General features: G+C 47.3%; 18 protein-coding genes and 1 tRNA gene. 8 read left to right on the forward strand and 11 right to left on the reverse strand.

Features of this window, described 5'->3' with window-relative positions:
* Positions 1 to 520 precede the first annotated feature (520 nt).
* Complete coding sequence (locus ACP7FG_RS09805) at positions 521 to 1,108, forward strand: hypothetical protein (protein WP_439226254.1); 588 nt, start codon at positions 521 to 523, stop codon at positions 1,106 to 1,108.
* Positions 1,109 to 1,177: 69 nt separating this feature from the next.
* On the opposite strand, the gene ACP7FG_RS09810 is transcribed toward ACP7FG_RS09805, so the two are convergent.
* Positions 1,178 to 1,263: transfer RNA gene (locus ACP7FG_RS09810), tRNA-Leu, on the reverse strand.
* A 197-nt stretch (positions 1,264 to 1,460) separates the two neighbouring features.
* On the opposite strand from ACP7FG_RS09810, the gene ACP7FG_RS09815 reads away from it, so the two are divergent.
* Positions 1,461 to 1,970 carry an RDD family protein gene (locus ACP7FG_RS09815; RefSeq protein ID WP_054489157.1) on the forward strand — a complete coding sequence of 170 codons (510 nt, stop codon included), beginning with the start codon at positions 1,461 to 1,463 and terminating at the stop codon, positions 1,968 to 1,970.
* A 17-nt stretch (positions 1,971 to 1,987) separates the two neighbouring features.
* Here the strand turns inward: ACP7FG_RS09815 and lptG are convergent, their stop codons facing one another.
* The gene (lptG, locus tag ACP7FG_RS09820) at positions 1,988 to 3,058 is read right to left on the reverse strand and encodes an LPS export ABC transporter permease LptG (protein ID WP_199496430.1); all 1,071 of its coding nucleotides are present in this window, start codon (positions 3,056 to 3,058) and stop codon (positions 1,988 to 1,990) included.
* The gene (lptF, locus tag ACP7FG_RS09825) at positions 3,058 to 4,167 is read right to left on the reverse strand and encodes an LPS export ABC transporter permease LptF (protein ID WP_174507663.1); all 1,110 of its coding nucleotides are present in this window, start codon (positions 4,165 to 4,167) and stop codon (positions 3,058 to 3,060) included. The genes lptG and lptF overlap by 1 nt, the downstream gene beginning before the upstream one ends.
* Positions 4,168 to 4,300: 133 nt before the next feature.
* On the opposite strand from lptF, the gene pepA reads away from it, so the two are divergent.
* The 4 genes from pepA to ACP7FG_RS09845 all read left to right on the forward strand — a co-directional run bounded on the left by pepA (position 4,301) and on the right by ACP7FG_RS09845 (position 9,670).
* Positions 4,301 to 5,806: a leucyl aminopeptidase gene (gene pepA, locus ACP7FG_RS09830; protein WP_054489161.1), complete on the forward strand. Its 1,506-nt coding sequence runs from the start codon at positions 4,301 to 4,303 to the stop codon at positions 5,804 to 5,806.
* A 1-nt stretch (position 5,807) separates the two neighbouring features.
* Positions 5,808 to 6,257: a DNA polymerase III subunit chi gene (locus ACP7FG_RS09835; protein ID WP_199495025.1), complete on the forward strand. Its 450-nt coding sequence runs from the start codon at positions 5,808 to 5,810 to the stop codon at positions 6,255 to 6,257.
* Positions 6,258 to 6,264: 7 nt separating this feature from the next.
* Entirely contained in the window at positions 6,265 to 9,114 is a 2,850-nt protein-coding gene (locus tag ACP7FG_RS09840) for a valine--tRNA ligase (RefSeq protein WP_222235649.1), read from the forward strand.
* A gap of 118 nt (positions 9,115 to 9,232) precedes the next feature.
* On the forward strand, positions 9,233 to 9,670 hold the full coding sequence (locus ACP7FG_RS09845; protein WP_054489167.1) for a hemerythrin domain-containing protein: 438 nt from the start codon (positions 9,233 to 9,235) through the stop codon (positions 9,668 to 9,670).
* Positions 9,671 to 9,682: 12 nt separating this feature from the next.
* Here ACP7FG_RS09845 and rraB read toward each other — a convergent pair whose 3' ends face one another.
* The 6 genes from rraB to ACP7FG_RS09875 all read right to left on the reverse strand — a co-directional run bounded on the left by rraB (position 9,683) and on the right by ACP7FG_RS09875 (position 16,135).
* Positions 9,683 to 10,069 carry a ribonuclease E inhibitor RraB gene (rraB, locus tag ACP7FG_RS09850; protein WP_054489169.1) on the reverse strand — a complete coding sequence of 129 codons (387 nt, stop codon included), beginning with the start codon at positions 10,067 to 10,069 and terminating at the stop codon, positions 9,683 to 9,685.
* Entirely contained in the window at positions 10,066 to 10,806 is a 741-nt protein-coding gene (locus ACP7FG_RS09855; protein WP_054489171.1) for a 1-acylglycerol-3-phosphate O-acyltransferase, read from the reverse strand. Before ACP7FG_RS09855 ends, rraB begins: the two co-directional genes overlap by 4 nt.
* A gap of 9 nt (positions 10,807 to 10,815) precedes the next feature.
* On the reverse strand, positions 10,816 to 13,062 hold the full coding sequence (parC, locus tag ACP7FG_RS09860) for a DNA topoisomerase IV subunit A (RefSeq protein WP_439226255.1): 2,247 nt from the start codon (positions 13,060 to 13,062) through the stop codon (positions 10,816 to 10,818).
* A 26-nt stretch (positions 13,063 to 13,088) separates the two neighbouring features.
* Entirely contained in the window at positions 13,089 to 14,981 is a 1,893-nt protein-coding gene (parE, locus tag ACP7FG_RS09865; protein ID WP_439226256.1) for a DNA topoisomerase IV subunit B, read from the reverse strand.
* Positions 14,982 to 15,047: 66 nt separating this feature from the next.
* A complete protein-coding gene (locus ACP7FG_RS09870; protein WP_054489177.1) occupies positions 15,048 to 15,509 on the reverse strand; it encodes a DUF1249 domain-containing protein in 462 nt (153 codons plus the stop codon).
* Positions 15,510 to 15,523: 14 nt separating this feature from the next.
* Positions 15,524 to 16,135, reverse strand: coding sequence for an NUDIX domain-containing protein (locus ACP7FG_RS09875; protein WP_439226257.1), 612 nt, complete (start codon positions 16,133 to 16,135; stop codon positions 15,524 to 15,526).
* Between the two features lie 185 nt (positions 16,136 to 16,320).
* On the opposite strand from ACP7FG_RS09875, the gene tolC reads away from it, so the two are divergent.
* A complete protein-coding gene (tolC, locus tag ACP7FG_RS09880; RefSeq protein WP_439226258.1) occupies positions 16,321 to 17,703 on the forward strand; it encodes an outer membrane channel protein TolC in 1,383 nt (460 codons plus the stop codon).
* 99 nt (positions 17,704 to 17,802) lie between these two features.
* Positions 17,803 to 18,729 (forward strand): LpxL/LpxP family Kdo(2)-lipid IV(A) lauroyl/palmitoleoyl acyltransferase, encoded by a 927-nt coding sequence (gene lpxL, locus ACP7FG_RS09885; RefSeq protein WP_439226259.1) that lies wholly within the window; start codon positions 17,803 to 17,805, stop codon positions 18,727 to 18,729.
* Here lpxL and glnE read toward each other — a convergent pair.
* Both glnE and ACP7FG_RS09895 read right to left on the reverse strand, forming a co-directional pair.
* On the reverse strand, positions 18,720 to 21,569 hold the full coding sequence (gene glnE / locus ACP7FG_RS09890) for a bifunctional [glutamate--ammonia ligase]-adenylyl-L-tyrosine phosphorylase/[glutamate--ammonia-ligase] adenylyltransferase (RefSeq protein ID WP_439226260.1): 2,850 nt from the start codon (positions 21,567 to 21,569) through the stop codon (positions 18,720 to 18,722). The two genes, lpxL and glnE, sit on opposite strands and share 10 nt — an antisense overlap.
* A gap of 7 nt (positions 21,570 to 21,576) precedes the next feature.
* Complete coding sequence (locus tag ACP7FG_RS09895) at positions 21,577 to 23,076, reverse strand: CYTH domain-containing protein (RefSeq protein WP_222235652.1); 1,500 nt, start codon at positions 23,074 to 23,076, stop codon at positions 21,577 to 21,579.
* Between the last annotated feature and the right edge of the window lies 1 nt (position 23,077).

Here is a 23,077-nt window from a genome sequence, read left to right on the forward strand (position 1 = left end):
GATAATGTCAGTGCTTCGCTTGTATTTTGAACAAAACGTACCCATACATCCTCTAATAGATAAAGAATGAGTTGTCGAATCGTTCGATATACTCTAATTTGATAGCTGAAACATTTACTAAGATCAGAAAATGCTAAAAAACGCAGCAGCAACAACTGAATTCAGCTTGCTCCAAAGATGGAGCTCTCAGGTACTGTTGTGTTTATTACTCATCGCTTTTAGTGCATGCAGCTACGCTTTATCTGGTAGCAGCGAAAGCCAACTAACGACTCAGCAACACTCTGACACCGTTTTCGTTGTCGATCTGACATCGTCAATTTCTGAGGTTCAGGCTGAAGACCCCGAACTCGATAAATCAATCGATTCTGCCTCAAGAGTTTTTCAAAACGTTTTAGCGCTTGCTCCAATCTCTTTGAGAATAACTGAATCGAAACTTACCCAATGGAATTGGCACCTCGTTAGAGGACCACCCACTCACCTTTAAGAATTCTGTACTTTCTAATTTTTAAAGGAGTTTGTCATGAGTGAGTTTAAAGAAATTCAATGGTCTTCTGCAGCCGATAAAATTGCAATACACCACAACTATGATCATCAGCCAGTCATTAGCTGGCACGATAGCGCCATGCATGTTGTTGACGATTTCACTAAAGTGTCTCCTCTGGAAATAACGGAGAACACATTGGTCAGCGACGCCGAACAGAAACTCCGGAATGCCAACCGTCGTTATGCCTGCATAAAAAACCAAAATGGTGAAATGACAGGTTTACTGGCGCTTCGCGAACTTCACGGACGCAAAGCGACCCAACTAAGTACGGTCAACCAAACTGGGTGGAGAGAGTTGGCGGTAAAAGAGTTGATGTTACCTCTTCTCGCATTACCACAAGTTAAACTAGAAAGCTTAACAAAGGCTAAAGTAGGAGACGCTGCGGCGACTCTCAAAGCCAGCGGGCGTGACTTTCTTCTCGTAATTAACAATGGAGAAGTCTGTGGTGTAGTGTCATCACTTAGAATAGCTGAGTTAACAGGTGAGTCAGTGAACGTTTATCACTTGCCCTCAACTTTTGCTGAGATTATTTCAGCGATAAATCATCATGAGGTCATTGACTGAAATCGCTTATATGTCAGAAGTGCCTGTGCGCTTCTGGCATTTTTTAATACGAATTACGAGGGGAAAACTTGGTGGCGCTGGACGGACTTGAACCGTCACTCCCAGAAGGAACCTGATTTTGAATCAGGCGTGTCTACCAATTCCACCACAGCGCCATGCCATTTAAGGTGAATGCGTTACGTAATTAAGTAACGGGACGGGATTATACCCGTCAAGCATCGCTAATCAAGCAATAATTCATGAAAATCACCGAGAATATGACTAACTGTTGCTTCCTTGTACAACTGAGACAGCTGTCAGTCAGCTTAGCTCATGATATGATCCAGATACATTTAATTTAAATGAGTTCCGCATGAGTTCTGAAGCACAAAGACTACACGCCAGCTTTCCCAGTGCTGGCTTTACCAGACGACTGGCAGCCTGGGTTTATGACCTTTTAGTTGCTGCAGCAATTATTATGCTGGCGTCTGCGTTAGCGTTACTTTTTGCCGCGCTACTAACCTCTTTCAACTGGCTGGTGCTATCGGACGATATGGATCACGCCGCCTGGCTGGCTCAGGGGCCATGGTACAGCTTATATCTTATTACTGTTGTTGCGGTATTTTTTGGCTGGTTCTGGAAACGTTCAGGACAAACACTAGGCATGCGCGCCTGGCGTTTAAAACTGCAAAACCGTGACGGCTCACGCTTAACCAACCGCCAGGTATTCATAAGGTTGCTGACCTGCTGCGGAGGTCTCGGGAATCTTTGGGTTCTTGTTGACTTTAAAAACCGAAGAGCCTGGCAGGATTACGCCGCAGCAACAGAGGTTGTCACCCTTTCGAAAGAAGCGAACCAGCTTTTTTACTGGAACGAACTTTAAGTGTGGTCGGCCTGTTGTCAGGCCGTGCGCCCACGCATAAAGTAGACCGCAATCCCCGCAAACAACATACTCGGTAGTAATGCTCCTAAAATAGCCGGAATTTGGTAAACCTGTGCCAGAGGCCCAAAAATCTCATTACTCACATGAAATCCGAAGCCGGTGATAACACCTAACAAGACCCTTGCGCCCATCGTTGTCGAACGCAGAGGTCCAAAGATAAACGACAGAGCGACCAACAACATTACAGCCACAGTTATTGGAGCAAAAAGCTTACGCCATAAAGCAAGTTCATAACGTTCCGCAGACTGTTGGTTGCTTTCCAGGTACGTCAGATAATCCAGTAGCCCGCTAATAGAAAGTGATTCTGGTTTAATGGTCACAACCCCGAGCTTATCGGGCGTCAAGCTTGATTGCCAGGCCATATTAGCTTTTTCATCGCGTAGCATACGGTTTTCCGTCATTTGCGTAACCGTCACCTCCTGCATACGCCATTTGTCGCCGCTAAAATTAGCTGTTCGGGCGTAGGTAACCTGTTGCAGCTCTCTATTATCATTAAAGTCATAAATCAGAACATCGTTCAGACGTCCGGTGTCCTCAACTTCACCAATATTGATAAAGTCAGAACCGTCTTTTGCCCAGACACCCTGTTGTGCCGAAATTAAGCTGCCCCCTGAAATAGCCTGTGAGCGGATAGCTCGCCCCTGAGACTCCATGGGCGGTGCTATCCATTCGCCTATCGCCATTACTGCAACCATCATAATAATGGCGGATTTCATTACCGCACCAATAATATTCAAGCGGGAACGTCCTGCCGCCATCATAACCACAAGCTCAGAGCTGCTCGCCAACATACCGACCCCAATGAGGCCACCAAGTAAAGCAGCCATTGGAAAGAAGGTTTCAACATCTCTGGGTAAGCTGTAAAAGACGAAAAGTGCAGCATCCATAACGTTGTAGTCGCCACGACCAACCGATTTCAGTTGCTCGACAAAGCGAATTAAAGACGACAGGCCGGTTAATACAGCAAGACTTAACAACGAGGTTCGTAGTACGGCAAGACCAATATACTTATCTAGAATACTAAACATCACTGCCCCCGAGCCGCGCCGAAGCGTAGATTTGCCAATAATCTCAAGCCAACAGGTCTGCCTTTACCTATCAACACTAAGCCAAACACCAGTAATATGAAGTGTATCCACCATAACCCGATAACTGGAGGAATGACGCCGTCACGTATGGCCGACTTAGCTGCCATAAGCAATAGGAAATAGCCTAAATAAATGAGTAAAGCCGGGGCCATTCGTCCAAACTTACCCTGACGAGGGTTCACACGGCTTAACGGTACAGCAATAAGTGTCAATAACGGCATAGCCAGAGGAATCGCAATACGCCACTGCAGTTCAGCAACCGCAGCCGGTTCAGTTTGCGACATTAACTCCACAGTGGGATAGGCTTCGAGTTTTCGTAATTGCTCACTGGCCTGTTGCTCCTTAATTTGAAGCTGGTAACTGTCAAACGACATCATCTGATAACTGTCGTTGTCACCGGCGTAGCGTTTTCCCTCACCCAGTTCAAGCCACTGCGACCCCGTTGTTTCACTGATTACTTTACCGGTCTTTGCCATAACCACGCTACCCGACTGTAACTCGCCCTGACTGTGGTTATGCTGCGCGACAAAAACTTCCTCAAGGTCGCCATTATCACCGACACTTTGCACGAATATGACCGCTTTGCGGTTACTTGCTTGTTGGAAGCGTCCCGGCATTAAAGCCGTTAAGCCACTTTCTGAACGAGCTTTGTCTTCCAGCTTTTGTTCCTGATCGAGTGACCAGGGCACTAACCATAAAGTGAAAGAAGCTGTTATCAAAGCCAAAACTAATGACAGCACCAAGGTCACCCGGGTTACATACCACTCACTTACCCCACAGGCGTGCAGAACCGTCATTTCGTTGTCAGCATAGATACGTCCATGAGCCAGTAAAATACCCAAAAACAAACTAAGAGGCAGAATCAGAGACACTAATGCAGGGAGGTTCAGCGACAGAAGCTGAAAAATAATTGCGCCGGGAATATCCCCTTCTGATGCATCCGACAGAACACGGACAAACTTCTGACTGACAAAAATCGTCATCAGGATAAAAAGCACAGCAAGCTGCGACTTCAATGTTTCACTGATCAAATAGCGGAATATGCGCACTGGCGTTCACTCATAACTTAGGTTTTTACTGGAATAGCTGTGATTTTTAAGTAAACTTGTTATTTTAACAACAAAGTGTCTTTATAGTGAAACTATAGCAGGCATTGAAGCCACCTGAAACAGGAGCACTGTCATGGAGTTCAGCGTCAAAAGTGGTAATCCGGAAAAACAACGTTCTGCTTGCATCGTTGTTGGCGTGTTTGAACCTCGTCGTCTGTCTGGCGTTGCCGAACAATTAGACAAAGTCAGTGATGGTTATTTAAGCAACTTATTGCGCCGCGGAGACCTTGAAGGTAAATCAGGTCAGGTTCTGCTGTTACATCATGTCCCCAATATTCTTGCCGAACGGGTATTACTGGTCGGCTGCGGTAAAGAGCGCGAACTTGATGAGCGCCAGTATCGCCAAATTATAGCCCGCACTATGAACACGCTGAACGAAACCGGCTCAATGGAAGCGGTCTGCTTTCTTAGTGAGCTGCACGTTAAAGGTCGCGATACTTACTGGAAGGTTCGTCAGGCCGTAGAAGCTGCGCGGGCAACATTGTACAACTTTAACGAGCTTAAGAGTAAAAAAGAAGAACCTCGACGCCCGTTGCGTAAACTGGTCTTTAATGTTCCAAGCCGAAAAGAGCTGGCTTTGGGCGAACAAGCTGTGCAACACGCGTTAGCCGTAGCTACGGGTATGGATATTTGCCGCAACGTAGCAAATATGCCACCTAACATTTGTACACCTCGTTATTTAGCCGATCAAGCCAAATTAATGGCTGAAAATTACGACAATTTAACGGTTAGCACCGTTGAAGAAGCCGAAATGGAAAAGCTGGGTATGAACGCATACTTAGCCGTTGGCCGTGGTTCAGAGCATGAGTCAGTACTAACTTTAATGCATTACAAAGGCGCACCCGATGACCAGCCTCCCATAGTTCTGGTCGGTAAAGGCCTGACATTTGATTCGGGCGGTATTTCCATTAAACCATCCGCCAATATGGATGAAATGAAATACGACATGGGCGGTGCTGCTGGCGTTTTAGGGGCTATGCAGGCGCTTGCTGAACTGCAACTTCCCATAAACGTTATTGGCGCTGTGGCAGGTTGTGAAAACATGCCAGATGGCAAAGCATACCGTCCCGGAGATATCCTGACGACGATGAGCGGTCAAACAGTTGAGGTGCTGAATACCGATGCAGAAGGTCGACTCGTACTGTGCGATACCCTGACTTATATCGAGCGCTTCGAACCCGAGTCCGTGATTGATTTAGCCACGCTGACAGGCGCCTGTGTTATTGCGTTAGGCAGCCATGCTTCAGCCGTACTCAGTCAACATAATCCGTTAGCACACGAAATTCTAAATGCTGCCCAACAAAGTGGCGACAAAGCCTGGCGTATGCCGCTATGGGATGAGTACCAGTCAATGCTCGACAGCCCTTTTGCAGATATGGCTAACATTGGTGGTCGCGAAGCCGGCACCATTACCGCCGCTTGTTTCTTATCTCGCTATACAAAGAAATACAATTGGGCACACATGGATATTGCCGGTACGGCCTGGCAAGGTGGTAAAGACAAAGGCTCCACAGGCCGCCCGGTTCCATTATTGACGCAGTTTTTAATTAACCGGTGCAGCGCAGAGGTCGCAGAGTAAGATGCCCTCAGCCACTTTTTTCTTAATGCCTGACAAAGCTGAAGGCGAGCAAAATCGGTTAATTTGCGATAAGATAGCGGAGCTATACAGAAAGCATAAAAGGTTGCGGGTTTGGGCCCGCAATCAGCAACAGGCGGAAGCGCTGGACGAACTGTTATGGCAACAACCAAGTGATGCCTTTATTCCGCATAATTTGCTTGGAGAAGGCCCGGCTACCGGAGCGCCGGTAGAACTTTGTTGGCCGGAGTCTGGCGACATTAAAAGCCGACCCGGTTACGCCCTGTTTAACCTGGCTGAAGACATTCCGGTACAAGCTCAACAGAGCCAGAAACTTTATGACACAGTTCCAGCCGATGACAATGGCAAAAAAGTAGCTCGCGAGCGATACAAACATTACAGGGCCAGAGGTTGCCAAATGCATACCGAGCCCCTGACATCCGAACAGAAGTAAGGTTAATATGGATAAAACATACTCCCCTGCAGCGATAGAACAAGACCTCTACCAACAATGGGAAGACAAAGGCTACTTCAAGCCTTCAGGTAAGGGCGCCCCCTACTCTATTATGATTCCGCCGCCCAACGTTACCGGCAGTCTGCACATGGGTCACGCCTTCCAACACACCATTATGGATACGCTCACCCGCTACCAGAGAATGAACAGCCGTAATACATTATGGCAAGTAGGTTCTGACCACGCTGGTATTGCCACGCAGATGGTCGTTGAACGCCAGTTAGCCGCTCAAGGACAGACTCGCCAGGAACTTGGTCGTGACGCTTTTATTGATAAAATTTGGGAGTGGAAGGAACAGTCAGGCGGCACCATCACTCAGCAAATGCGCCGTCTGGGCGACTCTGTTGACTGGGATCGTGAACGCTTCACTATGGACGAAGGCCTTTCAGATGCGGTACGTGAAGTCTTCGTAAAACTGCACGAAGATAACTTGATTTACCGTGGTAAACGCCTGGTCAACTGGGATCCGGCACTGCAAACCGCTATTTCTGATTTAGAAGTCGAGAATAAAGAGCAACAAGGTTCTATCTGGTATTTACGTTACCCGCTGGCCGATGGCGAGAAAACCGAAGACGGCAAAGACCATTTAGTGGTCGCGACCACCCGCCCGGAAACCATGTTAGGCGATGTCTGTGTTGCTGTGCATCCCGACGACGAGCGCTTTGCTCATTTGGTTGGGAAACACCTCGAGCTACCTATTGTTAACCGTCGTATTCCTATTGTTGCCGACCACCACGTTGACAGCGAATTCGGTACCGGTTGCGTAAAGGTAACTCCGGCGCATGATTTTAATGACTACGAAATTGGCAAGCGTCATCAAACTGGGATGATTTCTATTTTTGATGACACTGCGCACGTCATGGCAAAAGCAGGCCTTTACACCAGTACGGGTGAAGCGCTTGAAGAGCTGAACGGGTTTGATGGGGCTTTACCTGAGCGATACGCTGGTAAAGAACGCTTTGAGGCCCGTAAGCAACTTATTGCTGAATTTGACGAGCTTGGCTTACTGGAAAAAATTGAAAAACACACCAACAAAATACCATACGGCGACCGCGGTGGCGTTCCTATTGAACCGCATTTAACCGACCAATGGTATGTTCGCGTTGAACCTATGGCCAAACAAGCAACCGAAGCGGTTGAAGACGGACGCATTGAATTTGTCCCTAAGCAATACGAGAACATGTATTTCAGCTGGATGCGCGATATTCAGGACTGGTGTATTTCGCGTCAATTATGGTGGGGGCACCGTATTCCGGCATGGTACGACGAACAGGGCAATGTCTATGTCGGTCGCACCGAAGAAGAAGTGCGGGAGAAGCACAACTTAGGTGATACGCCTCTTCAGCAGGACGAAGACGTACTGGATACCTGGTTCTCTTCCGCGTTATGGACCTTTTCTACCCTAGGTTGGCCAAAAAATACCGAGGACTTAAAAACCTTCCACCCTACCGATGTGTTGGTGACTGGTTTTGACATCATTTTCTTCTGGGTTGCCCGCATGATCATGATGACCATGCACTTTATGAAAGACGAAGAAGGCCAGCCGCAAGTTCCGTTTAAGAAGGTCTATGTGACTGGTCTTATTCGCGACGAAGAAGGCCAGAAAATGTCTAAGTCTAAAGGTAACGTGTTAGATCCGCTGGACATGATTGACGGCATTAGCGCTGACGAGCTGGTGGCTAAACGCACAGCCAATATGATGCAGCCGAAAATGCGTGAGAAAATTGAAAAACGCACCCGCAAAGAGTTTCCTGAAGGCATTACCGCCCACGGAACCGATGCACTGCGCTTTACATTAACAGCACTTGCATCGACTGGGCGCGATATCAACTGGGACATGAAGCGTCTGGAGGGTTATCGCAACTTCTGCAACAAACTGTGGAACGCCAGCCGGTATGTGTTAATGAGTACCGAAGAGAATGACTGTGGTCTTGAAAACGACGATATGACCCTGTCACTGGCTGATGAGTGGATTATTGCCCGCTTTAACAGCACAGTAAAAGACTTCCGTCAGGCTTTAGATACCTATCGTTTTGATCAGGCAGCCGCTATTGCATACGAGTTTACCTGGAACCAGTTTTGTGACTGGTATCTTGAACTCACTAAGCCGGTTCTCCAAAGTGGCACGGAAGTGCAACAACGCGGTACTCGCCACACACTGGTGAATGTTTTAGAACAGTTACTGCGCTTACTGCATCCGGTTATGCCGTACATTACTGAAACTATCTGGCAACGGGTGAAACCGCTGGTTGGTAATACGGATGATACCATTATGCTGCAGCCGTTCCCGCAGGTTGAGGACAACGTCAGCCATCAGGCAATGCAGGACATGGAGTGGCTGAAGCGCGTTATTTTAGCTATTCGAAATATTCGTGGCGAAATGGATTTATCACCGAATAAGCCTTTGCCTCTGCTGCTTTCAAATGCTGATTCAATGGCCAGAGGCCGTATTGAGAATAACCAAAGCTTCCTCAGTAGCCTGGCAAAGCTGGAGTCTATTGAGTTTATTGAAAGCGATGATGATGCACCAGCCAGTATGACCGCACTGGTTGATACGTTGAAGCTGCATATTCCAATGGCCGGTTTAATTGATAAAGAAGCAGAGCTACAGCGACTGCAAAAATCTATCGAGAAAGCGAACAAAGAGTGGCAGCGTCTGAACGGTAAGTTGAGCAACGATAACTTTGTCAGTAAAGCACCAGAAGCTGTCATTGCTAAAGAACGTGAGAAGCTTGCTGAAGCAGAAACTACGCTCAAGCAACTGCAAGAGCAGCAAGAGAAAATTAAAGCGCTTTAATTTTCATTAAAAGTGTATCGCTAAAAGCCCGAGTCTCTGATTCGGGCTTTTTTTTGAAAAATAATCTATTTTAAGAGGGCTCTCGTAGTGAAAAATAACGAGACAAAGGGAGAGAGTCATGACTATTTTCGAAGAACTGAGAGTTGATCACGATAAACAACGTAAATTGCTTGAATTGCTATTGGAAACGACCGGAGAAGCGCCGGAGCGTGAACAATACTATCAGCAACTAAAGCTCCAGCTGGAACAACACGCTGCCGCTGAGGAACGATACTTTTATAACCCTCTTATCAAAGACGATGACACAATAGAAATGTCGCGACACGGTATCGCTGAGCACCATGAAATTGACGAACTGATTGAAACCTTAGAACAAACGGAAATGTCGTCGCCAGCCTGGCTTCAACACTTTAAAAATTTAAAACATAAAGTCTTACATCATCTGAAAGATGAAGAGCAGGGATTTTTCCAGCGCGCAGGAAAGGTATTAAGTGAGTCCGAAAAATCCGGCTTAGGAAGTGACTACCGCAATATGATGAAAGAAAAAGGTTTGTAAAATCAGGAGAGGTTATTCCTCTCCATCGTCGAACTCTTCACCTTCAAGTTCATCATCTTCAATCAAGGTGCCCCAGCCATCGTATTCAACCTCACAGTCATCGGCTATAGCAGCTATTTCTCTCACCTGCCGGTTTAGAATATCGCTATCAAGCTCAGCATCTGTGACCGCCATAAACGCAAACCAACGCTTACCGCGTTCGTCTTCAAACTCATCGGCATCGTCCACATGGTAGCCTTGCTTAACAAGCTCTACGGCCGCTTTTTCCAACTTAGTAAAGTCCTGGCTGGCCAGGTGATGCTCAATTTCATACAGGAGATCTGTCTCCGCACCGTCAGCTATCAAAGCCTGTACGGTTTCTTCACTTTGCTTAAGTAGATCATTAAGATCTCGGCTCATGATTTATCCTTTTCCGCCTGTTCTCGTTCAATACTTGTGTTCAGCTGCTTAATTTTATCATCCATTAGCTGATGGCAGTGCCCACTCAGCTCACGTAAGTTTTCACGCTGGTAGTTTGCAATTCGTACCGGCTCCAGAAAAGCAACTTTCAGCACACCATTGTTCCAGCGGTTCATCTTTACCTTGCCATGTAACTCAGAGACACATACCGGAACCACGTCAACCTGAGCCCGAAACGCAGTATGAAAAGCACCATTCTTAAAGGGTAACAGCCCTCTTCCGTAACTTCGGGTTCCTTCCGGAAACATCCATACCGAAATGTCTCGTTGCTTTATAGCATCCGCCGTTTGTCCTATGGTGCCATGAGCTTTTCCGGCGTTTTTTCTGTCAATCAGAATATTTCCTGCTAACCAATAAAGCCACCCGAAGAACGGTATCCAGCGCAGGCTTTTCTTGCCCACAGTAACGGTATTTTTGGGCAGCATTGCTGCAATGGTGAATATTTCCCAACTGTTCTGATGGTTACAGACAAAGACGTAAGGGCCACCCTTTTCAATGTCCGGGTGACGACTCACTTCAATTCGCATGCCTAAAACTCGTATTGCCCACCCAAAAATATGAGCGAACCTGTAAGTATTATTACGATGAAAGGGGCGGATGATACAAAATAAGCAACCGACCACACCGAACAATACAACGAATCCACCAAGAAATACCCACCGCAACAAGGCTAACATTCAAACTCCTCAATTATCCTTGTCTTGCTCAACCACTATTTCATCAACACGTTGTAATCCGCGCGGTAGTTTATTACCACGCCGTCCGCGTTCTCCATAGTAATGCTCTAAATCTGCAGGTTTCAGAGTCAGCTTACGCTTACCGGCAATCAAAGTAATAGCTTTGTCCGGCGCCGCAGTAGCCAATGCAACCACATATTCTTCGCGAGACTGCGCACGCAAAGCAGGAATACTAATTAACTTGTTGCCTTTTCCTTTACTCAGTTGAGGCAAGTCTGCGACAGGGAAGACCAACATCCGGCCTTCATTGGAAATAACAACAACTTTGTCTTCCTGCAAATCATTCACTTTATTAGGTGGCAGTATCTTAGCGCCGGTCGGTAATGTGATAATAGCTTTACCGTTTTTATTACGGCTGACTAAGTCGCTGAACTGGCAAACAAACCCATAACCAGCGTCGGATGCCAATAGTAAATGACTTTCGTCTTTGGCCATTAGAACGTGCTCAACGTTTTCACCCGCAACTAAACTGAAACGTCCGGTCAGAGGTTCACCCTGGCTCCTTGCTGATGGCAACAGATGCGCTTCACAGGAGAAGCTTTTCCCTGAAGTATCAAGGAACACCACAGGCTGATTACTCTTACCTTCAGCCGACGCCAAATAGCTGTCACCGGATTTATAACTGAGCTTCTCACCTTCGATATCATGACCTTTAGCAGAGCGCACCCAGCCTTTCTTCGATAACACAACAGTTACCGCTTCGGCTGGCGTTAAATCACGCTCGCTTAACGCTTTAGCTTCAGAGCGCTCAACAATTGGCGAACGGCGCTCGTCACCATAAGTTTCCGCATCAGCTAGCAACTCTTTCTTGATCAGTGTTTTCAAACGACGATCTGAGCCCAGTAAAGTCTGCAGCTTTTCGCGCTCTTTATTAAGTTCATCTTGCTCGCCGGTCAGCTTCATTTCTTCTAATTTTGCTAAGTGGCGTAACTTCAGCTCCAGAATAGCTTCAGCTTGTTTATCCGATAACCCAAAGCGACTCATTAACTCGTCTTTCGGTTTATCTTCAGTACGGATAATCTCAATAACTTCATCAATATTGAGATAAGCAATAAGTAAGCCTTCTAAAATATGCAGGCGCGCCAGCACTTTATCTAAGCGATGCTGCAAACGTCGCGTTACTGTTGTCTGACGAAACTCCAGCCACTCTTTAAGAATGCCAACCAGCGGCTTCACTTTCGGCCGGCCATCTAAGCCCAGAATATTCAGGTTAACCCGGTACTGCTTTTCCAGATCTGTTGTGGCGAACAGGTGATTCATTAACTGTTCTGTATCCACCCGATTTGAGCGAGGAACCACAACTAACCTTGTCGGGTTTTCATGGTCTGACTCATCACGCAAGTCCGAAACTAAAGGCAGTTTCTTGGCCTGCATTTGATGCGCTATTTGCTCTAATATTCTTGCCCCGGATGCCTGGTGCGGTAAGGCCGTAATAACAATTTCACCATCTTCAACACTGTAGCAGGCACGCATTTTAATACTACCGCGCCCCGTTTCATAAAGCTTAGTGATGTCATCCGTTGGCGTAATAATTTCAGCATCGGTCGGGTAATCCGGTCCCTTCAGCACTTTCATAATATCTTCAAGCTGACTACCCGGCTTTTCCAGTAACATTGCGCAGGCATTAGCCACTTCACGAGCATTGTGAGGAGGAATGTCCGTGGCCATACCGACAGCAATGCCGGTTACACCATTTAATAAAATATGGGGTAAACGCGCAGGCAGCACCTGAGGCTCTTTCATGGTGCCATCAAAGTTCGGTATCCAGTCGACCGTCCCCTGACCCAGCTCGCTGAGTAAGACTTCACTAAATTTAGACAGTCTGGCCTCGGTATAACGCATAGCTGCGAAGGATTTAGGGTCATCCGGTGAACCCCAGTTACCCTGACCGTCGACCAGCGGGTGACGGTAGGTGAAAGGCTGAGCCATGAGCACCATAGCTTCATAACATGCACTGTCACCATGAGGGTGAAATTTACCAAGAACATCACCCACGGTACGGGCTGATTTTTTATATTTAGCAAGTGCCGAGAGTCCAAGCTCTGACATTGCGTATACAATGCGTCGCTGTACCGGTTTTAAACCATCACCGATATTCGGTAGTGCCCTGTCCATGATCACGTACATGGAATAATTCAGGTAGGCTTCTTCCGTAAAGCGACTCAGTGGGCGGGTTTCTGTAACTTCCGTCGACATTCTGACTTCTCCTTGCTCACAAGTGCTTACAGTTCAGCCAAGTCGGCCATGTTACCTTTGCTTTCCAACCAGGTACGGCGGTCTGCAGCTCGTTTTTTCGCTAAAAGCATATCCATCAGCTCTTCCATTAGTTCGCCATCGTCAATGGTCAACTGAACCAGTCGGCGGGTATTTGGATCCATAGTGGTTTCACGTAAGGTTAACGGGTTCATCTCACCCAAACCTTTAAAACGCTGAACATTCACTTTGCCTTTGCGCTTTTCAGCCTCGATACGATCTAAAATGCCCTGCTTTTCACCTTCATCCAACGCGTAATAGACGTCCTTGCCGACATCTACGCGATAAAGTGGTGGCATCGCGACAAAAATATGACCGTTTTCAACTAATAGTCTGAAGTGCTTCACAAACAGTGCACAAAGCAAGGTTGCGATGTGCAAACCGTCTGAGTCGGCATCCGCTAAAATACAAATTTTCCCATAACGCAATTTGTCTAAGTCGACACTGTTGGGGTCAACGCCTACCGCAACCGAAATGTCGTGAATTTCCTGCGACGCCAGAATTTGTTCCGGGTCAACTTCCCAGGTATTCAGAATTTTACCGCGAAGCGGCATAACCGCCTGAAACTCACGATCTCGAGCTTGCTTCGCAGAGCCTCCTGCCGAGTCCCCTTCCACTAAAAACAATTCACTTCTGCCGGGCTCCTGACTTGAACAGTCTGTGAGCTTTCCGGGGAGCGCCGGGCCCTGCGTTACTTTTTTACGAACAACTTTTTTACTAGCTTTTAGTCGTCTTTGCGCGTTGCTAATGCAGACATCGGCTAAAAGTTCAGCTTGATCGGTATGCTCATTCAGCCAAAGGCTAAAAGAGTCTTTTACCACCCCGGAGACAAAGCTGGCGGACTGCCGCGAGGACAAGCGCTCTTTTGTCTGCCCTGCAAACTGAGGGTCCTGCATTTTGGTCGACAAAATATAGCTACAACGTTCCCATACGTCTTCCGGAGTTAACTTGACCCCTCGGGGTAACAGGTTACGGAACTCACAAAACTCACGCATAGCCTCCAGTAGCCCCTGACGCAGTCCGTTTACATGGGTACCGCCCAGCGTGGTCGGAATTAAGTTAACGTAACTTTCAGAGACCCCTTCGCCACCTTCAGGCAGCCAGGTAACAGCCCAGTCAACACCTTCTGTTTGCGAGCTAAAACTACCATCGAAGGGTTCTTCCGGTAAGGTCGGTACATCCTTAACCGCCTCAACCAAATAATCCGTTAAGCCATCCTGATAAAACCAGGTATCTTCCGTGTCATCAATTTTATTACGGAAGGTAATTGTCAGGCCGGGACATAGCACAGCTTTAGCGCGCAATATGTGTTTTAACTTGGTAACAGAGAATTTTGCAGAATCGAAATATTGAGGATCCGGCCAAAAGTGAACTCGTGTACCGGTGTTTCTTTTCCCCACCGTTCCGGTTACTTCCAGCTCACTGACTTTATCGCCGTTCTCGTAGGCCATTTCATAAACTTGCCCATCACGCTTAATGGTCAGTTCAACACGCTTGGATAAAGCGTTAACCACCGAGATACCAACACCATGCAAACCACCGGAAAATTGATAGTTTTTATTCGAAAACTTACCGCCGGCATGCAGTTTACTCATGATCAGCTCAACACCCGGAACACCTTCTTCCGGATGAATATCCACCGGCATTCCCCGACCATCGTCGGTGGCTTCCAGCGACTGGTCCTGATGCAGAACAACAAGCAACGTTTTGGCATGCCCCGCCAGAGCTTCATCGACACTATTATCTATAACCTCCTGACCTAAATGATTAGGCCGAGAGGTGTCAGTGTACATACCGGGGCGGCGCTGAACCGGTTCCAGTCCGTTCAGCACCTCAATGGAGTCGGATTTATAGTCTGTCATGAGTCCCTGTTTTTATTATTGGCTCGATCCACGAAAAGTGTGCTTCAATTTACCGCTAACTGGCGTCTATTTGAAGTAGTACGGCATAAATTTCTGAGCAGTTTCGCTCAGCTTAGGCTGAATATGGCCCTGCTTACGACACAAGGTTAACCAGTCGGCCAAAAATTGATTCACCTGATGTTTTTCATCCTGGTGCCGCATTTCACGGTTAGGCTGCTGATAACGTGCGGCTAAACGAGTAACGCCCTGACTGGATATAATCTCAGCCATACGCACATCATGATATAACCGCACCGTCATTTTAGCATGCAGGTAGTCTGCCCAGTCCGGCTTCAACTGTTCAATTTCAATGTCTGAGGTATAGCGCGCTTCACTCACGTTGCGCAAACTGAATGCTAAATGCTCCCCGGCATAAATCGTAACCTGAGCCTGAGACTCAAGCTGCGACAGCAGAGGCAATAACCCTGCGTAGTTAAGTTCGTTCAGTCGGTGCAGTTCAGCCACGTCGACAACATAGCGCTGTAGCATAATAAAACCTCAGTTTACTCCAGATCAGAGAACACCTTATCACGGTGTAACTGCAACCATTGTAACCCAATTACACTGGCTGCGTTGTTGATTTCTTCACGTTCAAGCATAGCGATAACTTTATCCCGAGGTATCACATGCACGCGTATATCTTCGTCTTCTTCAGGGAGACCACCGAAGTCGGCGGCCGATTTACTATCAACTTCCGCAATATAAATCGTTAATTTTTCGTCCGTACCACCGGGGCTGGAGTAATAACTGGTAGCGTAAATTAAACGTTTGGCTGTTAAACCAGCTTCTTCTTCCAGTTCACGAGTTGCCACTTCTTCAGCGCTCTCGTCGGCATCAAACATCCCGGCGACAAACTCAAACAACCAAGGTCCATTTTCGTCCTCAAGTGCGCCTACGCGGAACTGCTCAACAACCACCAACTCATCGGTTACCGGGTCATAAGGTATAACAACAACCGCATGTCCCCGTTCCATTAATTCCCGGTCAATGACCGGACTCCAGTCACCAGAAAACAAACGGTGTTGTAAAGAATAGCGATAAACTGACAAAAAACCTTGATAAAGCGGTGTCTTTTCCTTTACTTTCACATCATCTCGGTGAAAACGAATTGCCATACTAACGAGTCCTATTATTGAGAGTAACTGAAAACAAACATTCTGTTACACTTGAGCGAATTCTGAAACCATGTTTTTCTTAAAGTATTTGCGCAAATCATTTACACTGGTAATCATTCAGCGCTGTATGTAAACTATGCGCAATTATTGAACATTGCATGTCAAGTAACAGGAAACTGACTACCATGAAAAAGCATCTTTTGTCGGCAGCTGTCGGTCTGGCATTGACCACAGTCACTTTTACGTCAAATGCTGAAGATTTGGCTCAAATTTATCGCTTAGCAGTTGATAATGATCCGACCTTATTACGTGCCGCAGCAGAGCGTGATGCCGCACAAAAAGGTATTGATATTGCCAAGTCAGGATTCCTGCCTCAGGTTTCGGGAGAAGCTGGTTACAGTGACTCAACAAGCGAATCCCCGCAAGTTTTTGAGTCAGGCATTCAAGTTTTCGATAGCGACAGCAGTGGCTGGCAAGCCGGCATTACGCTGAACCAGAGTATTTTTGACTGGACTGTCTGGAGAAACGCCGACATTGCAGAGAAGCAAGCCTATCAGGCGGAAGTTGCCTACAGCAACGCCCAACAAGACCTGATGTTACGTGTTGTTAATGCGTACTTCCAGGCTCTTCAGGCCCGTGATGACTTATCTTTCGCAGAAGCCGAAAAGAAGGCTATCGAGCGCCAGCTTGAACAAACCAAGCAACGCTTTTCAGTCGGCTTAACCGCTATTACCGATGTTCACGAAGCACAGGCTCAATACGACAGCGCTGTCGCACGTGAGATTCAGGCTCGCAATGCGGTTGAAATTGCCTTAGAAGACATTCGCGAAATTACCGGCCAATACCCGCAAACATTGGCAGCTTTAGATACCGAAACTTTTTCACCGAGCGATCCGGCACCAGAAGATGTTCGTCAGTGGGTGAAAAAAGCTGAAAATGGCAACCTTAGCCTATTGGAAAGTAAAGTTCAGGTAGACATTGCTGAGCAGCAAATTAAGCTACGCCAGGGTGGTCATTATCCTACAGTATCACTTCAGGCCAGCTATTCTACATCGGACACAGAGCGCACAATTACTAATGAGAATGGTCAACAGAAAACAGATTTGCCTCGTCTGGACAGCCGCTCTATTGGTTTGAATGTCAGCGTACCTATTTTCTCAGGTTTCCGTACGTCAGCGGAAGTTGCTCAAGCACGTGATAACTATGTGGCCAGCAGCCAACAGATGGTTCAGACTCGCCGTAATATTGAACGCGAGGTGCGTAATGCCTACTATGAGGTTTCAGCGTCTATTGCCAGCATTAATGCGTTTCAACAGTCGGTTGTGTCTGCAGAGAGTGCTTTGAAAGCCACTGAAGCCGGTTTTGAAGTCGGCACTCGTACTATCGTTGATGTGCTGGATAGCACCCGTAACCTCTATAATGCAAAACGTAACTTATCTGAAGCTCGTTATGGCTATATCCGCCAAATTCTGCGCCTTGAACAAGCCGCGGGACAACTGCAGGAACAAGACCTGTTAGCAATAAACAGTAGCCTTTCTGAAAATGTAGAAGGCACTGCGGCTGACTAACAGAGCAGACCAGGGCACCGCCGTTTTCAGGTGGTGCCTTATTTCAAATGTTTTATGTTACTATCCGCGATAATTGAAGAATAATTAGCGGCATCTGTTGTGATCGAACCTCCCAAATTTAAGTTCTACTTTCTGCATCCTAAGTTTTGGCTAACCTGGCTTGGTGTCTTTGTCCTTTACACGGTTTCGTGGCTGCCATACCGCCTGCAACTCGCCATGGGTAAAGGCTTGGGCTTGCTGTTTAAGAAGCTCATGCCGCGCCGCGTCAACATTGCCCGAACCAACTTGAAGCTGTGTTTCCCTAATTACAGCGATGAAAAAATTGAAGCGTTGCTAACCGAGAATATGAAAAACACCGGTATCGCTTATTTTGAAATTGGCATGGCCTGGTGGTGGCCAAACTGGCGAATTAAACGAAAGCTGCACATTCACGGTGAGGAACACCTTCGCAAAGCTCAGGAAGACGGCAGTGGTATTCTGTTATTGCTTTTTCACTTCCTTAGTCTGGAAGTCCATGCGCGACTGCATGGCTTTGTCGAACCAGCCGTTGGCTTGTATCGTCCTCACAATAATGCGGTGATGGAATTTTTGCAGACTCGCGGACGTGGGCGCTCAAACAAGTACATGATCCAGCGACGTGATGTTAAAGCCATGATGAATGCGCTGACTCAAGGAGATATTGCAGGCTACCTGCCAGATCAAGATTATGGCCGGCGCCGTGTTGAGTTCGTTAAGTTTTTCGAGGTACCAGACACCTCCACCACTTTAGGCACCATGCTTTTTGCACGTAACCCTAATTGCAAGGTACTGGTCAGCCGCTGTGTCAGACGTGATGACGGCAGTGGGTACGATCTTTATTACGAGCCACCACTTGAGAACTTCCCCAGCGGTGACGATAAAGCCGATGCAGAGCGGGTTAATCAGTTAGCTGAACAGGCAATACTAAAAGCTCCGGAGCAATACCTCTGGGTTCATCGGCGCTTTAAAACGCGCCCCGACCCTGATATGCCAAGCTACTACCGCTGATCTTCCAGCAATTGATTCCAGCAGTCGAGTACAGCCTGACGCTCAGCATCCAGGTTGTGCTCTTCCAGCAACTGCTCGCCTTGTAGTGCCAAAGCATGACTCTCGCAACGGAAAATCTGAAAAGCGTTAATCAAATTTTGCGCATTCACCTCAGATAACAAATGCAGTTGTTGTGCCTCAGTCAGAAGCCTGACGTTATCACTGTATTGGCATAGCTCGGGATGCTTATGCGCATGGCGTAGTACAATGTACTGAGTTATAAACTCAATATCCGCAATGCCGCCGGCATCCTGTTTTAGGTCAAACATGCTGCTGTTACGTTGTGCTAAATGCTCTCGCATTTTCTCACGCATCTCCACAATACTTTTGCGCAATTCCTTCTCATCTCTGGGCTGAGACAAAATACTGCGGCGTATATCCATAACAGTTTCGCGCAATGCCGGAACACCAAACACGGCCCGTGCGCGAACCAGCGCCTGTAATTCCCAGGTCCAGGCATCATCCCTTAGATAACGTGCAAATGAACTGACCTGAGTCACCAGTAATCCTGCCTGGCCAGAGGGGCGTAAGCGCAAATCAACGTCATACAAAATGCCAGCTACGGTCCGGGTGGTAAATAGGTGCAGAATCCGTTGTGCAAGACGCAAGTAAAACTGTTGAACTTCTATCGGTCGTTGACCATCGGTCTGGCCCTGATAATTGGCGTCTGTAACAAAAACAAGATCGAGATCAGAGCCATACCCTAATTCCTGACCTCCGAGCTTTCCATAGCCAAGTACGGCAAAACCTGTATTGTCGACACTGGTGCCCTCGGGCTTACCATGTTTTTGCGTCAGGTGATGCCATGCGAGACCGACCACCTCAGCGATAATAGCTTCAGCCAGCGCGCTTAAGTGGTCACTGACATTCATCAGTTCAAGAACACCACTAATATCGGCCGCCGCTATTTTTAACTGCAACGCTTGTTTGGCTTGCCGTAAAGCGTCCATCTGCGTTTCTAAGTCCTGCTCGGGGATCCTCAGCAAATACTCCCGCAACACCGACGCATAATCCTTCGATTCGGGCAAACTATAGAGTTGCTGGGGATCGATAAGCTCATCTAAAAGTATCGGGTGTAATGCCAGCTGCTCCGAAATCCATGGGCTTGCCATGCAAAGTTTGCACAGTTGTTCGCGTGCACCGGGGTTTTCCGCAAGCAGCTCGATATAGGCCGTACGACTCATCACGGCTTTAATGATGGATAACAGCCTTTCCAGCAAACGTTCCGGATGTTGATGTTGAATTGCGTGGCGCAGCATCATGGGCATTAAGCGAGCTAAAGCTGCTCGTCCCCGGGGGCCGGAACTGCGGCGTCGGCTCTCCTGACGGAAGTTTTTAATTTGTGTCCATAAAGCCTGCGGCTCGTTGACCCCTTCACTCTCCAGAATCTCTATCGCCGCATCGTCATCCAGCATGTCCTGCCATAAAACCTGCAAGCTTTGCTCATCTTCGTCATCTTCGGACTCAGCCCCAACCACCTGCCGAAATTCACTATGAATGCGAGCCATACATTGATCAATCTTATCCTGCAGCTCTTGCCATTTCGGCTCATCTAACATAGCGCATAAACGCGCTCGACCCAGCTCATCTGACGGTAGTTGTTGAGTTTGTTGGTCATCTATTTGTTGCAGACGATGCTCTATAACACGCAAATATTCATAGTCATCCAGTAACTGACTGGCTTGCTTCTGATCAATTAAGTCCAGCTCAGTCAGTTCGTCCATAGCTTTATAAACCGAACGTGTCTGCAGGGACTTTTCCTGTCCCCCGCGAATAAGCTGGTGTGCCTGAACAATGAACTCGACTTCTCTGATGCCACCGGCACCCAACTTTATATTATTTCTCACGCCCTGGCGCCGGGTTTCCTGCGTAATAAGAAGCTTCATTTTACGCAGGGCTTCAATCGCACCAAAATCAATGTAGCGGCGATAAACGAAAGGTCGTATTAATTGCTGAAAAGCCTGCTGGTATTGTTCATCAGCACCTATCATCCGTGCTTTTACCATAGCGTAACGCTCCCAGTCACGCCCTTGCTCCTGATAATAATGCTCTAACGCGTTAACACTGGTCACTAAAGGACCCGACTGGCCAAAAGGCCGAAGCCTCATATCAACCCGGAAAACCTGACCATCGGCGGTCGTTTCATCGAGTAAACCAATAAGCGACTGCGCCAATCGTTTATAAAAGACACCATGCTCTAAGTTACGGCCCGGCCCCTGAGTCTCACCTTGCTCAGGGAACGCAAAAATAAGATCGATATCCGACGAAAAATTTAATTCCCTTCCGCCCAGTTTCCCCATACCAATAATCAACAGCGGCAGGAGGTTGCCTTCGGCATTAAGCGGCTTACCATGACGGTTAATATAACGCTCAAATAGCCAACTTAAGCTTTCGCTGATTGCAGCATCAGCAATAGCACTATAGTGAGCCAGAGACTCTTTTAGAGAAAGTTGCTGTAAAATATCAGCGGCGGCCAGCTTTGCCATCCAGCAATGACGCAATTGCCGAAGGCACTTTTTGGCGTCCTCTTCACTATTTAAAGGTTCTAACGCCTCTGCAATATGCGCTTCATAGTCATTCACTTCGGGCAGCTGAATGGCTGTCTTACTAGCAACAAAAAGCTCAGTGACCAAGTGATCGGGATAACTCTCCGCCACACGGCCTATGAATGGGCTTACAGCAAATAAAGACCTTAGCAGTTGTTGCTGTTCATTGTTTAACAGGGAACCGGAAGCAACATCCTGGTAGCGTTGCCAGGCCGCCTCACTCTCTTTAAGTAATTCTTTGCCGGGAGTCAGCATAGCTACCTTAATTCATCCAATAGGGTTCACGTTTCAGAGCTGCTTTTCGCGAATACTCCAGCGCTTTCAACAAGGATTCACGTTGTACCTTTTGCCATTCCATTAACTTTTCATCAATTTCGTCGTCACGTTCTTTGATACGCTCATGCAAAATATGCAGGGCCGTAATTTCGCGGATGCCTCTTGCTAAATCCTGCCACGGCAGACGGAATTTTTCCCTTAAGTCAGGATCAAACAAATGGCCAAAACAAGTCCCCATAAGCAAGCTGTTTTGCAGGGGTGTCAGCAGTTTCAGATAGCCTTCTTCATTTAATCTTTCGTGCTCTGAAAAAGCGGTCTGCACGAGTTGCCAGTCACTTTTCAATAGCTGGCTGCTCCAGGGCAAAACTGGCTGCTCTAACTCTTCGGTCATTTCTTCTTTGAAAAGAAATTCAGACAGTTCCAGTAGCGTTCTCTGATAGCTGACTGAGTGAACCAGCTCCGAAACTTCCGTCAGCCTTATCACATCCTCCTGGCTATTAAGCAGCGACTCATAAAGCTTGTTATAGCGCTTAAGCGCACGATGATAAGCGCCATCTTCAGCGGTTAGTTCATCCAGCCCTTCAAAACGTTTTAACCACTGCAGTTTCGACATTATTTGCGAGATATTGGTCAGTAGCCGGCGCTCTCCTACACCATTTTCAATCAACTGTTCCAGTACAACCTGCACCATTTGAATACCATCTGCCATGCCCTGCACGGCTCTTACACTGGGCTGAAACTCCAGACAGGCTTCATTGTGCTGCCAATGACGTAGACCCGATTCTAACGACCGATATAATGCCTGACCGACATTATATTCCGACTTTAGCGGTACGTAATGCATCTGCGTAAATGGTTCAAGCAGGCTCTTCCCGGCTAACAAATAACCTCTTGCAGCTTTACTGAGCGAGCCTACTCTCGCACCCGCTTTTTTAACCAGCTCATTTGCCAGTCGATAGGCCTCAGTTAAAGAGCCCTTTTGCACTTCAAGCTCAATTTCAGCTATCGGCTCACGTTGCTCCCCGGACTCAATATAGCCATCATCAAAAACCATCTCGATAACACCTTCACCACTGGGAAGTCGCCATTGAGTGCGCATAAAGTCAGTCACAAATAGGGTATCTAAGTCTCGCTGGATATCGTATACCGGGAAGTCATCCGGCCATATTTCGTTGTCAAATAAGGTTAAGTCAGGCTTGTCCTTGTCAACATTAACATTGTACTCGGGCCTTTGATGCATGCCGCCCATAACCCGGCCAGCCAATTTGATTGTTTGCTCTTTATGATCTTTATAGCTACGTATCCGTAATCCAATATCGAACTGACGTAAACGCAAATCGGATGTGTCAAAGTAAGCGTTTGTAAGTTCAAACTGCTCTTTATTGGGCTTAGCCTGATTAGCATCCGCCAACGACTGGCAGACTTCGAGTGCTTTTTCTCGTTGTTCAGGAGCAATCAGTAATTTGAGCTCAACTTCTTGTGACATA

This window comes from Idiomarina sp. ST10R2A5 (assembly GCF_051842325.1).
Taxonomy (GTDB): domain Bacteria; phylum Pseudomonadota; class Gammaproteobacteria; order Enterobacterales; family Alteromonadaceae; genus Idiomarina; species Idiomarina abyssalis.

Excerpts from the sequence above, each read along its gene's own strand:
- ACP7FG_RS09805 (WP_439226254.1), top strand. The coding sequence starts at position 521 with ATGAGTGAGTTTAAAGAAATTCAATGGTCTTCTGCAGCCGATAAAATT.
- ACP7FG_RS09815 (WP_054489157.1), top strand. The coding sequence starts at position 1,461 with ATGAGTTCTGAAGCACAAAGACTACACGCCAGCTTTCCCAGTGCTGGC.
- lptG (WP_199496430.1), bottom strand. The coding sequence starts at position 3,058 with ATGTTTAGTATTCTAGATAAGTATATTGGTCTTGCCGTACTACGAACC.
- pepA (WP_054489161.1), top strand. The coding sequence starts at position 4,301 with ATGGAGTTCAGCGTCAAAAGTGGTAATCCGGAAAAACAACGTTCTGCT.
- ACP7FG_RS09835 (WP_199495025.1), top strand. The coding sequence starts at position 5,808 with ATGCCCTCAGCCACTTTTTTCTTAATGCCTGACAAAGCTGAAGGCGAG.
- ACP7FG_RS09840 (WP_222235649.1), top strand. The coding sequence starts at position 6,265 with ATGGATAAAACATACTCCCCTGCAGCGATAGAACAAGACCTCTACCAA.
- ACP7FG_RS09845 (WP_054489167.1), top strand. The coding sequence starts at position 9,233 with ATGACTATTTTCGAAGAACTGAGAGTTGATCACGATAAACAACGTAAA.
- rraB (WP_054489169.1), bottom strand. The coding sequence starts at position 10,069 with ATGAGCCGAGATCTTAATGATCTACTTAAGCAAAGTGAAGAAACCGTA.
- ACP7FG_RS09855 (WP_054489171.1), bottom strand. The coding sequence starts at position 10,806 with ATGTTAGCCTTGTTGCGGTGGGTATTTCTTGGTGGATTCGTTGTATTG.
- parC (WP_439226255.1), bottom strand. The coding sequence starts at position 13,062 with ATGTCGACGGAAGTTACAGAAACCCGCCCACTGAGTCGCTTTACGGAA.
- parE (WP_439226256.1), bottom strand. The coding sequence starts at position 14,981 with ATGACAGACTATAAATCCGACTCCATTGAGGTGCTGAACGGACTGGAA.
- ACP7FG_RS09870 (WP_054489177.1), bottom strand. The coding sequence starts at position 15,509 with ATGCTACAGCGCTATGTTGTCGACGTGGCTGAACTGCACCGACTGAAC.
- ACP7FG_RS09875 (WP_439226257.1), bottom strand. The coding sequence starts at position 16,135 with ATGGCAATTCGTTTTCACCGAGATGATGTGAAAGTAAAGGAAAAGACA.
- tolC (WP_439226258.1), top strand. The coding sequence starts at position 16,321 with ATGAAAAAGCATCTTTTGTCGGCAGCTGTCGGTCTGGCATTGACCACA.
- glnE (WP_439226260.1), bottom strand. The coding sequence starts at position 21,569 with ATGCTGACTCCCGGCAAAGAATTACTTAAAGAGAGTGAGGCGGCCTGG.
- ACP7FG_RS09895 (WP_222235652.1), bottom strand. The coding sequence starts at position 23,076 with ATGTCACAAGAAGTTGAGCTCAAATTACTGATTGCTCCTGAACAACGA.